Here is a 12990-nt window from a genome sequence, read left to right on the forward strand (position 1 = left end):
GTGAGCACCCTTCGCTGGCCGCGGCTGTTCGCCTACGGCGGCCTGGGCATGCCCCTGGCCGTCCTCGGCCTGCCGCTGTATGTCTTCCTGCCCGCGCACTACGCCGAGCACACCGGCCTGGGCGTCACCCTGGTCGGGGTATTCCTGTTGCTGGCACGGCTGCTCGATGTCGTCACCGACCCGCTGATCGGCCATCTCTCCGACCGCATCCCCGGCGCCTGGCGACGGCGCGCGGTCATGCTGGCGGGCGTCCCGTTGCTGCTGATCGCCGCGCCCTTCCTGTTCCGCCCACCGGCGGATGCCGGCGCCTGGTATCTGCTGCTCTTCAGCACCCTGGTCTACCTCGGCTGGACACTGGTCGCCCTGCCCTATGCCGCCTGGGGCGCCGAGCTCTCCGGCGACTACCACGAGCGCTCGCGCATCACCGCCACGCGCGAGGGCTTCGTCGTCCTGGGCACGGTGACGGCCGCCGCGCTCCCCGCGGTCCTGGGCCTGCAGGACGATGCCGGCGCGGCGCTGGCCACCCTTGCAGTCCTGCTGTGGGTGCTGCTGCCGATCGCCTTCGTCGTCCTGCTCTGGCGAGTGCCGGAGCGCCCGGGGCGCCTGGAACCGGTGCCCTGGCGCACCGGCTGGACCCTGCTGCGGTCCAACCAGCCGTTCCGCCGCCTGGTCCTCGCCTGGGTCCTGAACGGTACGGCCAACGCCATCCCGGCCACCCTGTTCCTGTTGTTCATCACCCACGTGCTGGAGGCTCCCGGACACGCCGGGCCACTGCTGCTGGTCTACTTCGCCACCGGCATCCTCGCGCTGCCCCTGTGGCTGCGCCTCGCCCGCCGGCTGCCCAAGCACCGGGTGTGGACGCTGTCGATGCTGCTCGCCTCGGCCTTCTTTATCTGGGTTCCGTTCCTCGGTTCCGGCGACGTGCTCGCGTTCTACGCCATCACCGTATTGACCGGGCTCAGCCTCGGTGTGGACCTGGCGCTGCCGGCCGCGATGCAGGCCGACGTGATCGACCAGGACACCGCCGACGGCGGCGGCGAGCGCGCCGGACTCTTCTTCGGGCTGTGGGGCATGGCTACCAAGCTGGCCCTGGCCCTTGCGGTGGGTCTTAGCTTCCCGCTGCTGGGCCTGGCCGGCTTCTCCGCCGCCGGCGACAACGGTTCCACCGCCCTGCTCGTGCTGGCGCTGGCCTACGCCGGCCTCCCGGTGCTGTTCAAGCTCGCGGCGATGGCCCTGATCTGGCGCTTCCCCATCGACGCCGACGCCCAGCACGCCCTGCGCGAACGCATCCACGCGCGCGAACGCGCCGCGCCTTCAGCCCAGCCCGGAGGAACCACCCCATGAATAGCCAAGCCACCCGCCGCGGGACCCTGCTCGCATCCTTGCTGCTGCTTGCACTGTTCCTGACCGTCGCACCCGCCAGCGCCACGACCGAGATCGACGGCGTCCGCTTTGCCGACGCGGTCACGATCGACGACACGACCGTCCCGCTGCGCGCCGGGCGGCTCTATCGCTACACCATCTTTCGGGTCTACGTCGGCGCGCTCTACGTCCCGGAAAACGTCGCTCCGGACGATGTGCTGACGGCCGACGTGCCCAAGCGCCTGGAACTGGAGTACCTGCGCGCCATCAGCGCCGACGACTTCCGCAAGAGCGGCAACCGCCTGCTGGAAGACCAGCAGACCCCGGAAACCCTTGCGGCCCTGTCCGACCGACTCGAGACCTTCAACGCCGCCTACCGCGACATGGAGGCCGGCGACCGCTACGCCCTGGAATACCGCCCGGGCCACGGCACCCGCCTGCTGCAAAACGGCACACCGCTGGTCGAGGTCCCCGGCCACGACTTCGCCACGGCCTACTTCGGCATCTGGCTGCACCCGGAAGAGCCCCTGTCCGGTCGCTTCCGCGACACCCTGATCGGCCAACGCTGAATCCGTCGCATCCCGGTTGCCCGCAGTTGCATTCGCGCAAGTGCATCGCAGGCTCAAACCAGGCGCCAAACGTTCACCGGTCATCGCGAGGCGCGAAGCGCCGTGGCGATCGCCCCGCCCTGCCACCCGCACGCGCCCATGGATGGCCGCGCGGCGCGCACAACGACAAAAGGCACCTCCGGTTCATGCACAGTGATTGGTTCGCGCGGCTCACGATCCGCTAACTGACTCACAGGAAGATTGCCCCAACGTAGACTAAACTTTTCCGTTCGGGACCCAGGGCCAGGAAGGCCGGGGAGCCATTCATCCACCCGTCCGCTCGCGTACGGATCGGGGCTCTCCCTCACAGCGTTCCGACGGAGGATTGCCATGCAACACCGCATCGCCTTCCGGGAGGCCACCTGGCCTGCCGACGCCGAGGCACTGTCCCAAGTTCGCTGCGAGGTCTTCGTCGAGGAACAGGGCGTGCCCGAACCACTGGAGTTCGACGGCCTGGACGCCGCCGCCCTGCACTGGCTGGCCACCGGGCCAGGGGACGAACCGGTCGGCACCCTGCGCATGCTGCCTTCCGGCCAGATCGGCCGCATGGCCGTGCGCGAACCCTGGCGCGGACACGGCATCGGCTCGCGCCTGCTGGACTGCGCCGTCCACGCCGCCGCCCGCCACGGCTGGCGCGAGGTGTGGCTAAACGCCCAGAGCACCCGCATCGGCTTCTACGCCCGCCACGACTTCTTCGTCATCAGCGACACCTTCGAAGACGCCGGCATCCCCCACCGCCGCATGCTCCACCGCGTCCACTCCCCGATCGCACGACCCAGCCAACCCTGGAGCCACCCGAACCACGGCCTCGCCGCGCATCCGCTATAGCTCATTCCGGGGCCACGCTCCCCGTGATGCGATTCGCTGCGCTCATCCGCATCCTACGAGGGTCCTTGTGGGCGCCGACTCACCCGCGCGAATCGGCAGCACCCCCACCCCGCAACGCCCACAAACGTAGGGTGCGTTGAGCCCTGCGAAACGCACCACTCACGGGGCGCGGGGGCATCCACCCCCCACGATGCGATTCGCTGCGCTCTTCGGCATCCTACGAGGCATTCTGTGGGAGCGTGCCTGCACGCGAATCCCCGCCCCGAAACCAACGAATCCAGCCGGCCCCCGACGCCGCGCGAAACCACCACCGAACCCAGAGATGCGAACACACCCGCACTCGCCTATGCTGAGAGGAGCACCCAGCACGCGAGCGACACGCCGATGACCACCCCCGAACGCGACCCGACCCTGATCGACGCCGAGGCCCTGCTGGCCGAACTCCTGGCCGCCACCCGCCGGCGCCTCTGGCTGCATGCCCGCGTCGCGCTCCTGGCCGAGATCGCGGGTGCCGACCTCGGCGCCGAGCTGGCCGGCATCGCGCGCCGCAATCGCCACACCGATATCCGCCTGCTGGTGGACGACGATCTCGCCCTGAAAGAACAACTCCCGAGCCTGGTCGAGAGCATCAAGCGTCTGCCCAGCGCCGTCTCGGTGCGCCGGCTGGCGGCCGCGGAGGAAAGCCCGCTCACCGTCACCGCCATCGCCGATCACAGCGGCTGGATGCAGCTCACCCAGGCCGGCGGCCGCCGCATCCTGCGCGGCGACGTCGAGGACCGGCCCGGCACCCAGCGCGCAGCCCAGGACTTCGAGGCCAACTGGAGTCTCAGCGATGAAGCCGTCGAGCTCCGCCGCCTCCTCGTCTGACATGCCCCGCATGGTGGATCGGCGCCGCTGGCTACGGGGCGCCCTCGCATTAGCCGCCGGCACGCTCCTGCCCGGGGCCGCGCTCGCGCGTGAACCCCACACTGAGGTCGCCGTTCTGCCGCTGCAGAACCGCCCGGCCCACAGCCTGCTGCCCGAGCTCCAGGCCCTGTTCGGCGACACCGCCACCCTGCGCGGCGACGGCTTCCGCCTGCTGGTGCGCGCCGACGCCCACACCCTCCAGCAGATCCGCGAGGTCGTCGCCGAACTTGACGCCCCGACCCAGGACCTCATCCTCTCCGTGCGCCGCCACAGCGACGCACCGCGAACCGAACGCGGCAGCGGTTTCGAGTTCGAGAGCGGCCCGGAAGGCACCGAAGGGCGTATCACTACCCAGCGCCTGCGCACCACGCGCCGCGACGACCAGACCCAGCACCTGCGCCTGCGCGAAGGCACCGATGCGATCATCCTGGTGGGCGAGACCCGCACCGCCGGCTTCCGCATCATCCACGGCCGCGCCGGCGTCGGCGTCGAACCCCTGCTACAGGACACCGCCCGCGGCTTCCGCGTACGCCCCCAGGTGCAACCCGACGGCCGCGTGCGCGTCGCCATTGCCCACCTCCACGAACGCCCGCTCGCGCGCGGCGCCGTGGACCGCGACGCCGTGGATACCCAACTCACCCTGGAGCCGGGCGCCTGGCATACCCTCGGCGGTGCCCACAGCAAGAGCGCCGCCGAGCAGCGCGGCCTCGCCTCCCGCCGAACCACCCGCGACCGCGACACCCTCACCCTCGAAATCCGCGTCGATCCCGTCCGCTGAACCGCCCGCTTTCGGCCGCCCTGCGCTCCGACGGGACCCGGCGCCGATCGCCATACCCCCCCCAAAAAACGCAAAAAGGCCCCAACGGGGCCCGGTCTCGCATAAAAAACGGGGCCCCTGGGGGCCCCGCAAAACAAGCTACAAACTTGTTGATATACCGCTTGGTAGCAGTGTCCGTTCTTAGAAGGACACCCGCATGCCGCCACCGACACCGGTGAACGACAGGCTGCCGGTATCAGCAATGACTTCGCCCTCAGTGTTCAGGGTGGAGTCATCGGTGCTGTTGTAGCCAACGCCCGCAAATGCCATCACACGGTTGCTGAAGTTGTGCTTCACAGCGATAGCAGCGTAATCGGTGTTGGGACGGTCGTCCCGACGGGTATGGCCCAGATTCAGCACGAAGTCATTGCGACCCATGGTGTAGGTGCCCGACAGGAAGTAGGTATTACCCTTGTTTTCCGGGTTCGCCTGGTTCAGACGCTCCCACTTGAAGTCTTCCACTTCGCCCACCACACGGAACGGGCCGGAACGCCAGTCCGCACCGACCTTGGTGGAACGGTATTCACCCAGGTCATCCCACGTCGGACCGTCCAGGTTCGAAACGTCGCTATTGACACCAGCATCATCAGCGTTGATGTGAGCGACGTAGAGATCGACCGGGCCCAGATCGAAGTTCAGGCGGCCGGCGAAGATCGTGTCGCTATCGTCGGCGTTATCAACAAACGCGGCGACATTCACGGACACCATTCCAAAGCTGTTGGAGTAGGCCAAACCATTGTTCAGGTAGCTACCATTCGCCAGACCACGATTCGGGCCCAGACGACCGCCGTTGGAACGGCCCTGCATGAAGGTCGCATTCAGCGGATCCTTGCCGGCGGTGCTGTAAGGGGTGCCCATGCGGCCCAGGGTCACACGACCGAAATTGCCATCCAGGCCAACGTACACGTCACGCGCTCCAGAATTGAAACCATCGCCGCTCGTGACGTTCTGCTCGATCTTGGCCAGACCGGTCAGGCCATTGCCGAGATCGTGATTGACCATCACGCCGATGCGGTTCGGGTTGGCACTGTCGCTAAAGTCGCCAGCACCACCCGCGTCGTGAACTCGGAAGCCGCTGTTGAAGTTATCACTGTCGCCAGAAGCGTTGTGATGGACAATCTGCGTCTGCAGCTGACCGAACAGGGTGACGTCGGTGTCGGCGGCGGCGAAGGCCGGGACTGCGAAGGCGCCGGCAACGGCGACGGCAAGAATCTGTTTTTTCATGGTGCGTATCTCCCAGGAGAGGTGTGTTGTTCGTTTCTTACGCCGCATCCACGGTCGATGCCGCGAATGACAGGTGTTTTATATACACCACGGTGTCTCGTTTCAACCCCTGGGCGAGAAAAAATTGCCACAGTTGGGTGGTAAACGTGACGCAGGATGGGTTTCGGAAGATCAAACACTTGCGGGAACAGGCTACAGAAAGGTGCGAGATATCCGGCAACTTGCTGAATCGAGGGGAGCATTAGGATCGGCTTACCTGCCTGGAGCAGAGCGAACGGGTGGCTTGATCAGGTTTTTCTTATTTTTTCGGGATTTGCTTCGTGAGGGGGTTTTGCAACGCTCGCAAGGCGGGTCAACGCGATGCAACGCCCGTTGTTTTTTTGCAACGAGGTCGTTTTCGGGTGACGGCGAGGAGGGTGTGTTGTGGAAATGCGACATGTCCTTGGGCCGTCGAAGCGTTGGCGGGAGGCGACACGTTTGCGCTGATCAGGCTTTGGCAGGGGCTTCGCGGCCGAGGCCGCTCCTACAGGGGCATGGTGGGCGGTTGAAGCGCGGGGGTTCATCCGGAGATCCCGGCTCTTCGCTTCGCTGCGGCCGGGATGAGGGGGTGCAGGACTCGTCTCGGTCTCTCTTCGAACAAGACCTCGGCCACCCGCCGCCGTCATCCCGGAAACCGCGCAGCGGTTATCCGGGATCTCGCACGTTCGGGGAGCCCCAATCCCTTGAGGTCGCGGCCCGGCCCTTCGCTTCGCTCCGGCCGATGACGGGTGGGGTGGACGCGTGGGCGGTATGCCGGGGGTTCGACGAACGGTCGGGGTGACCGGGCGTGGCGGATGGGCGGCATCGCGGGGACATGGCAGCGTGCCAGGGATCGATGAGGAGGGGTTCCCGAGGCCATGATGCGGTTCGCTGCGCTCAGCGCATCCTACGGGATACCACGGCCCCGCCATGCACAGGGTCCAGGGAGCGCTGCCGCACCCGATCCCGGCTCGGACTGCGGTTTAAAGCACTCGTAGGATGTGATGAGCGAAGCGAATCGCATCACCCCGGGCCGAACAGCCTGGGTCGCCTTAATCGAGCCCGAAGGCTCGGAGCGCGAGGCGGCGCTTGAGGGGGGTGGCCTGGTCGACCAGGCGAATGCCGAGACCGCGCAGTTCCGGGAGGCCCGCAGCGTGGGTGCCGAAGACGAGGCGAAAGCCGTCCATGGCGCGCTGCATGAAGGCGTTTTCGCTGCGGCGGTCACGGGTGTAGGCGCGCAGGACGGTCTCGGCACCCGGGTCGCGGCGGGCGGGGCCGTGCAGGCGTTCGACCAGGGCGCGGGCGTCGGCCAGGCCGAGGTTCAGGCCCTGCCCGGCCAGCGGGTGGATGGTGTGGGCGGCATCCCCGGCCAGGGCGACGCGGCCGGCGTGGTAGTCGCGGGCGTGGCGGGCTACCAGCGGGAAGCTGGCGCGCTTCGATGTGGCGGTGATCGCTCCCAGTCGGTGGTCGATCACGGCCTCCAGGGCCCGGCAGAAGCCGGCATCGTCCAGCGCGAGCGTGTCGTCCGCCTGGTGTTCGGGCTGGGACCAGACGATCGAGCTGCGTCCGTCCGCCAGCGGAAGGAACGCGATGATCTGGTCGTCGACGAAGCGCTGCCAGGCGGTGTCCTCGTGCGGGCGCTCGGTGGTCACGGTCGCGACCACGCCGCGGGCGTGATAGTCCTGTTCGCGCACCGGGATGCCCATGCGGGAGCGCAGGGGCGATTGCGCGCCGTCGGCCGCGACCACCAGACGGGCGGAGGCCAGCGGCGCATGTTGCGGGCCATAGACATCCACCCGATCCGGGCGGGTGTCAAGGCTCTTCCATTCGGTTTCCGGCCACAGGGCCACGCCGGCGGCCTCCAGCTCGGTCCACAGCACGGCCTCCAGGGCGGCGTGCTCCACGGTCCAGCCGAGCGCCGGCACGCCCAGCTCGTCGGCATCAAAGCGGATATGCCCGGGGCCGCGGCCATCCCATACGGCCATGCCGGAGAAGGCATGGGCGCGGCGCGCCTCGAGGGCGTCCTGCACCCCCAGACGGGCCAGGAACTCCATGGAGGCGATGTTGAGCGTGGCGACGCGCGTCACCGGGGTCGCGTCGCTGAAGGTAGGCGCAGCATTGCGCTCCAGCAGCCCGACGCGCAGGCCCTGGCGGGCCGCGCCCAGCGCGATGGCACCACCAACCGCGCCGGCGCCCACCACCAGCAGATCCAGCACGTCGCGGGAACCGGACGCGCTCATGCCCCGCCCCCTGCGTCCGGCCGCGCGAGATGGCGTGCGGTATGGCGCGGCAGCGGGCCAAGGCCCATCGCCGCCTGTGCCAGGCGATCGCGCGCCGGACGCAGGCGGTCGACCGCCATCATCCCGCTGCCCAGCGCATGCCCGCGCAGACCTGCCGCATGCAGCATGCCGCGGGCAAGGAAGTCGGTCGCGGCGACCACGCCGTTCACGTCACCGCGCCGGGCCCGGGCATAGGCGGCAAGGGTTGCGGGTGCGCCAGGGTCGGCGACAAAGCCGGGCGCCCCGCCCTGCCCGCGCCCCTCGCGCAGCGCGCCCAGCAGGGTCGCCACGTCGCGCAGGGCGAGGTTCAGCCCCTGCCCGGCCACCGGGTGCACCGCATGCGCGGCATTGCCCAGCAGCAGCGCGCGGTCCGCGACCGACTCCGGGGCATGCACCCGCTCCAGCGGGAAGCGCACCACGCGGCCCGCCGGGCGCAGCCGCCCCAGGGTCCAGCCGAAGCGGGCCTGCAGCTCGCGCAGGCGTTCGGCCTCGTCCAGTTCCAGGCGGCGCTCGCAGGTCTCCGGCGGGGCCACCCAGACCACGTTCATCCGGCCATCCGCCTGCGGCAGCAGCGCCAGCGGGCCCTCGTCGGTGAAGCGTTCGAAGGCCTGGCCGTTGTGCGGCCGCGCGGGCTGCACGTCAAAAACCAGGGCATCCGCCGCGTAACGCAGGCGGTTCACCGGCAGGCCCAGGGCCTTGCGGGTGGGCGACTGGATGCCGTCGGCGGCCAGGACCAGACGCGCGGCCCAAGTGCTCTCGCCTTCGGCGCCGTGGATGCGCAGTGCGCGCTGGCCGTCCGTCACCTCGCCGACGCCGGCCAGCGTCGAGTGGTGGCGCACGTCCACGCCGGCGTCCCGGCAGGCCGCGTCCAGCCTCGGCTCCAGCGCAACGGCCGGCACTACCTGGCCGAGGGCGTGGCGGCCGTGATCGGCCGCGTTCAGGTGGACGCGCCCCAGGCCACCGCGGCGGCTGACGACGATGGAACGGATCGCAGTGGCCCGTTCGGCCAGCGGCGCCCAGTAGCCCAGATCGTCCAGGAACTGCACGGAGCCGGCCGCCAGCGCATAGCCGCGGNNGCTGGCGGCGCACCGCGCTCGAACAGCGTGACCGCGTAGCCCGCCCGCGCCAGGGTGCAGGCGGCGAGGCCACCTACCGGCCCGCCACCGACGATGGCGATATCGGATCGTTGTTCGGTCATGTCAGCCAATTACCCCGTCGTTGCGAGGCCCCGCAGGGGCCGTGGCAACCTCTGGATGCCTGCACATTGGCGGGATCGGGTGGCAACGGAAGGCGATCGCCACGGCGCTGCGCGCCTCGCGATGACGGGAGTGGTGGGTTGGCGTCCATTTGTAGCGATGGCCATGCCGGCCGAAAAACACGCAGGCTCCTGATGGACCGTTGGCAAAATACCGCTGCGCAGGATGCGGATGAGCGCAGCGAATCGCATCACGGGGCGCGTGGCTCCGTGGTGAGCGGTGCGTTTCGCAGAGCTCAACGCACCCTACGGTTCCTGACGGACGGAGCGGGATTGTCGCTCCCCCATTCGCCTGCAAGCAGGCGCCTACGGAGGTTCGTGCATCCTTCCCCCTGTAGGAGCCTGCTTGCAGGCGAAGAGCGCCGGACCGAATCCCCGGCCTTTCATTGCGACGGGCGGTGTGGCGGGCGGGCATGGTCAGTTCCAGCCCGGGAGGTCGCCGGCCATGCAGGCCTCGATGTCGGCGACGGTCTTGGGGCAGTCGGCGGTCAGGACCTCGTGGCCGTCGCGGGTGACAGCCACGTCGTCCTCGATGCGTACGCCGATACCGCGCAGCTCCTTCGGTGCCTCGCTGTAGGGCCCGAAGTAGAGCCCGGGCTCCACGGTCATCACCATGCCCGGCTCGAGCTGGCGCCAGGCGTCGCCGACGCGATAGTCGCCGACGTCGTGCACGTCCAGCCCCAGCCAGTGGCCGGTACGGTGCATGTAGAACGGACGGTAGGCCTGGTCGCGGATCAGCTTGTCCAGGCGGCCCTTGAGCACGCCCAGCTCCTTGAGCCCGCGGGTCAGCTCGCGTACGGCGGTTACATGCGGGGTGTCCCAGTCGTTGCCGGGGCGGACCTGCTCGATCGCGGCAAGCTGGGCGGCCAGCACGCACTCGTAGACCTCGCGCTGACGCTCGCCGAAGCGCCCGGAGACCGGGAAGGTACGGGTGATATCCGAGGCGTAGCCCTGCACCTCGCAGCCGGCGTCGATCAGGAGCAGGTCGCCGTCATTCAGCGCGGCGCGGTTCTCGATGTAGTGCAGGATGCAGCCGTTTTCGCCACCGCCGACGATGGAGGGGTACGCGGTCTCGGTCCCGTAGCGGTGGAACTCGTGCAGCAGCTCCGCCTCCACCGCGAACTCGGTCAGGCCCGGCCGGCAGGCCTGCATCGCGCGCACATGCGCCTGGGTAGAGATGGCCGCGGCGTGGCGCATCAGCTTCAGCTCCGGTGCCTTCTTGAACAGCCGCTGCTCGTGCAGGTGGTGCTCCACCGCAACGAACTCGTGCGGCGCGCGCACGCCGTTGCGGGCCTTGGCCCGGACCTGGTTGACCCAGCCGAACAGGCGCTGGTCCAGGGGCTCGTCGCGTCCGAACGGCGCGGCCAGCACCGCGCGGTTCTCCATCAGCCCCGGCAGGATCTCGTCGATATCCTCGATCGGGAAGGCGCACTCGGCCCCGTACGTCTCCATCGCGCCGTCCGGCCCCGCGCGCCGCCCTTGCCAGGTCTCCTGGGTGGGGTCGCGGTCGCGGCAGAACAGGATGTACTCGCCCGCCGGGCGCCCCGGCACCAGAACCGCCACCGCATCCGCCTCGGGAAAGCCGGTCAGGTAGAGGAAGTCGCTGTCCTGACGGAAGGGATATTCGACGTCCCGGTTGCGGGTGCGCTCGTGGGCGGCCGGAACGACGATGATCGAGTCCGGCCCGATCGCCCGCATCAACCGCTGGCGGCGCCGGGCAAACTCGCCCTGCGGGATCTCCGGCATCCGGCCCGGCCGGGGGGCTTGTCGCGTTCGCGTCATTGCATCGGGATCCGTTTCGGGTCGTCCGGGGCCAGCTCGTCGGCAATCAGCAGCACGCCCACGCGCACGTATTCGTTGAGTTCTTCGAAGGCCGCCGCGTTGTCCTCGTCATCGTCCGGCTCCAGCTCGATGCGAGCAATCTCGGCGAAGTCGCGCAGGATCTCGCTGGCCTCGGCCGAGGGCTTGAGCTTGGCCAGCCGCGGCGTCTGCCCGAGCCCGGCGATGAAGCCGTCCACCCACTCCGACAGGGCCTGAGCCTGCGCCTCGATGGCGTCGTCCTCCGGCAACAGCGGACCGAAACCCAGCTCCACGTCGTAGAGCTGCGCCAGCAGCGCGCGGCGGATCGCCTCCACGGTCTTGTCGAAGCGCTCTCCTGCGCCTTCGGTCAGCGGCAGCGCCTCGCCCAGGCTGCCTTCCAGGGCATCCACATCGGAACCCGGATCGGCTACCAGGCATCCGGTGAACAGCCCGTGGGCCGAGGCCGGCGTCTGCGCATAGCCCATGCTGCGCAGCCCGTGTTCGAGCTGCGCGCGCAGGGCCTCGGGGTCGCGCTCCAGGCCGTCCAGGGACTTGGCGTTTCCGGTGCCCGGTGAATGCGTCATCAGAAGGACTCCAGCCGCGCTTCGTAGGGGAACAGCAGGAAGCGGTAGAGATCGTCCCCCACCTGCAGATGGGTGAACTGCGGCTCGCCCAGCTTGATCGCGCTGGAGCCGGTGGAGGACAGCATGTTGAGACCGAAGCGCTTGTCCTCGATCAAGGCGTTCAACAGCTGCTCCAGCTCCGGACGCGGCACAGTGCCCGTATTGTCGACAATCCGGCACGGCTTTCCGTTATGGGCCGTACCCTCGATCACGGTAGCGTCGGGGCCGGGTTCGGGTGGCTGGGTCATGGGCGACAACACTTGATGGCTTAGGGATTCCACGTATTGTGGCCAGCGCGGGTGCCAGGCCGCAACAAACCCCGGAATGCCTGGTGCACGAACGCGTACATTGACCGGCGTCTCCCTGTGAGTCACGCAAGTTGACGCTTCGCTCGAACGCCTCCTAGACTCCAGAGATTCATCGACTCGCGGCGAAAGCCGCACCTGCCACGCGGGGCCCGAGGCCATGCAGCCGAACGACGATTCAGCGATCGACCCGACCGAACGCCTGGAGGCCGCGATCACGCGCCTTCTGGAAGAGCATGCGGCCCTGCGCGAGGAGAACCACCTGTTGCAGGAGCAGATCCGCCAGCTCAAGGGCGAACGCGCGACCTTCAAGGAACGCAACGAACAGGCCCGCCACCGGGTCGAGAACATGATCGCGCGCCTGCGCTCGATGGAGCACAGCGAATGAGCCAGTCCGAACCCGTCCGCGTCTCCATCATGGGCAAGGAGTACCAGATCGCCTGCCCACCGGAGGAACGCGCCGACCTGTTTGCCTCGGCGTCGCTGATCGACGAGCGCATGCGCGAGTTGCGCGATGGCGGGCGCATTGTGGGCGCCGAGCGCATCGCGGTGATGGTGGCGCTCAACCTGGCGCACGAGATGCTGGAGTGCCGGCAGCAGAAGGCCGGCGCGGACACCTCCGGAAGCTCGGAACGCCTGGTCGCCCTCGCCGACCGCATCGAGAAAAGCCTCGGCTCGTCGCGCTAACGCGCCTGGCGGCGTCCCGCCGTCTTTTCCCTCCTGCATTCCGCAATACCCGGGTGCGGCCAACCACCCTGATGGCTAGCCCCAGTTCAACATCCGATGTTTACGGTGCCTTCGGTCCGCCGCCTGCCTGGCTGTGGCTGGCCTTGGTTCGTCCTCCGGTGTTTACGGTGGCCTCGGTCTGCTTACTGCCAGGCGCTGACTCGCCAGCGCGCCCCGAGGTCCTTTCTTGCTTGTCCAAGAAAGGACCCAAAGAAGGACACCCGGATTCCGCCCGGGAA

General features: G+C 68.7%; 12 protein-coding genes and 1 pseudogene. 7 read left to right on the plus strand and 6 right to left on the minus strand.

Annotated elements, in window-relative coordinates; genetic code table 11:
- The 5 genes from B0684_RS03530 to B0684_RS03550 all read left to right on the plus strand — a co-directional run bounded on the left by B0684_RS03530 (position 1) and on the right by B0684_RS03550 (position 4482).
- Positions 1 to 1344, plus strand: coding sequence for an MFS transporter (locus B0684_RS03530; protein WP_018649790.1), 1344 nt, complete (start codon positions 1 to 3; stop codon positions 1342 to 1344).
- Positions 1341 to 1931, plus strand: a complete 591-nt coding sequence (locus B0684_RS03535; protein WP_018649789.1) for a chalcone isomerase family protein — start codon at positions 1341 to 1343, stop codon at positions 1929 to 1931. Before B0684_RS03530 ends, B0684_RS03535 begins: the two co-directional genes overlap by 4 nt.
- Before the next feature lie 369 nt (positions 1932 to 2300).
- Positions 2301 to 2798 carry a GNAT family N-acetyltransferase gene (locus B0684_RS03540; RefSeq protein ID WP_018168511.1) on the plus strand — a complete coding sequence of 166 codons (498 nt, stop codon included), beginning with the start codon at positions 2301 to 2303 and terminating at the stop codon, positions 2796 to 2798.
- 384 nt (positions 2799 to 3182) lie between these two features.
- On the plus strand, positions 3183 to 3665 hold the full coding sequence (locus B0684_RS03545) for a DUF7931 domain-containing protein (protein WP_018649788.1): 483 nt from the start codon (positions 3183 to 3185) through the stop codon (positions 3663 to 3665).
- Positions 3631 to 4482: a hypothetical protein gene (locus B0684_RS03550; protein ID WP_018649787.1), complete on the plus strand. Its 852-nt coding sequence runs from the start codon at positions 3631 to 3633 to the stop codon at positions 4480 to 4482. Before B0684_RS03545 ends, B0684_RS03550 begins: the two co-directional genes overlap by 35 nt.
- A gap of 180 nt (positions 4483 to 4662) precedes the next feature.
- Here the strand turns inward: B0684_RS03550 and B0684_RS03555 are convergent, their stop codons facing one another.
- From B0684_RS03555 to B0684_RS03580, 6 genes and pseudogenes are all read right to left on the minus strand, one after another.
- Positions 4663 to 5745 (minus strand): porin, encoded by a 1083-nt coding sequence (locus B0684_RS03555; RefSeq protein ID WP_018649786.1) that lies wholly within the window; start codon positions 5743 to 5745, stop codon positions 4663 to 4665.
- Positions 5746 to 6815: 1070 nt separating this feature from the next.
- Positions 6816 to 8003: an FAD-dependent monooxygenase gene (locus tag B0684_RS03560; RefSeq protein ID WP_018649785.1), complete on the minus strand. Its 1188-nt coding sequence runs from the start codon at positions 8001 to 8003 to the stop codon at positions 6816 to 6818.
- A pseudogene (locus B0684_RS03565) lies at positions 8000 to 9240 on the minus strand (FAD-dependent monooxygenase). The gene B0684_RS03560 and the pseudogene B0684_RS03565 overlap by 4 nt, the downstream one beginning before the upstream one ends.
- Positions 9241 to 9714: 474 nt before the next feature.
- Complete coding sequence (gene pepP / locus B0684_RS03570) at positions 9715 to 11043, minus strand: Xaa-Pro aminopeptidase (protein WP_018649783.1); 1329 nt, start codon at positions 11041 to 11043, stop codon at positions 9715 to 9717.
- Between the two features lie 32 nt (positions 11044 to 11075).
- Positions 11076 to 11681 carry a UPF0149 family protein gene (locus B0684_RS03575; protein ID WP_018649782.1) on the minus strand — a complete coding sequence of 202 codons (606 nt, stop codon included), beginning with the start codon at positions 11679 to 11681 and terminating at the stop codon, positions 11076 to 11078.
- Positions 11681 to 11968, minus strand: coding sequence for a hypothetical protein (locus B0684_RS03580; RefSeq protein ID WP_018168504.1), 288 nt, complete (start codon positions 11966 to 11968; stop codon positions 11681 to 11683). Before B0684_RS03580 ends, B0684_RS03575 begins: the two co-directional genes overlap by 1 nt.
- 217 nt (positions 11969 to 12185) lie before the next feature.
- Between B0684_RS03580 and B0684_RS03585 the strand changes: the two genes are divergently transcribed.
- On the plus strand, positions 12186 to 12413 hold the full coding sequence (locus B0684_RS03585; RefSeq protein ID WP_018168503.1) for a cell division protein ZapB: 228 nt from the start codon (positions 12186 to 12188) through the stop codon (positions 12411 to 12413).
- On the plus strand, positions 12410 to 12712 hold the full coding sequence (locus B0684_RS03590) for a cell division protein ZapA (protein ID WP_018143885.1): 303 nt from the start codon (positions 12410 to 12412) through the stop codon (positions 12710 to 12712). Before B0684_RS03585 ends, B0684_RS03590 begins: the two co-directional genes overlap by 4 nt.
- The last annotated feature ends 278 nt before the right edge of the window (positions 12713 to 12990 follow it).

Source organism: Thioalkalivibrio versutus, from assembly GCF_001999325.1.
Taxonomy (GTDB): Bacteria; Pseudomonadota; Gammaproteobacteria; order Ectothiorhodospirales; family Ectothiorhodospiraceae; genus Thioalkalivibrio; species Thioalkalivibrio versutus.

Excerpts from the sequence above, each read along its gene's own strand:
- B0684_RS03560 (WP_018649785.1), bottom strand. The coding sequence starts at position 8,003 with ATGAGCGCGTCCGGTTCCCGCGACGTGCTGGATCTGCTGGTGGTGGGC.
- B0684_RS03585 (WP_018168503.1), top strand. The coding sequence starts at position 12,186 with ATGCAGCCGAACGACGATTCAGCGATCGACCCGACCGAACGCCTGGAG.
- B0684_RS03555 (WP_018649786.1), bottom strand. The coding sequence starts at position 5,745 with ATGAAAAAACAGATTCTTGCCGTCGCCGTTGCCGGCGCCTTCGCAGTC.
- B0684_RS03550 (WP_018649787.1), top strand. The coding sequence starts at position 3,631 with ATGAAGCCGTCGAGCTCCGCCGCCTCCTCGTCTGACATGCCCCGCATG.
- B0684_RS03535 (WP_018649789.1), top strand. The coding sequence starts at position 1,341 with ATGAATAGCCAAGCCACCCGCCGCGGGACCCTGCTCGCATCCTTGCTG.
- B0684_RS03590 (WP_018143885.1), top strand. The coding sequence starts at position 12,410 with ATGAGCCAGTCCGAACCCGTCCGCGTCTCCATCATGGGCAAGGAGTAC.
- B0684_RS03575 (WP_018649782.1), bottom strand. The coding sequence starts at position 11,681 with ATGACGCATTCACCGGGCACCGGAAACGCCAAGTCCCTGGACGGCCTG.
- B0684_RS03545 (WP_018649788.1), top strand. The coding sequence starts at position 3,183 with ATGACCACCCCCGAACGCGACCCGACCCTGATCGACGCCGAGGCCCTG.
- B0684_RS03540 (WP_018168511.1), top strand. The coding sequence starts at position 2,301 with ATGCAACACCGCATCGCCTTCCGGGAGGCCACCTGGCCTGCCGACGCC.
- pepP (WP_018649783.1), bottom strand. The coding sequence starts at position 11,043 with ATGCCGGAGATCCCGCAGGGCGAGTTTGCCCGGCGCCGCCAGCGGTTG.
- B0684_RS03580 (WP_018168504.1), bottom strand. The coding sequence starts at position 11,968 with ATGACCCAGCCACCCGAACCCGGCCCCGACGCTACCGTGATCGAGGGT.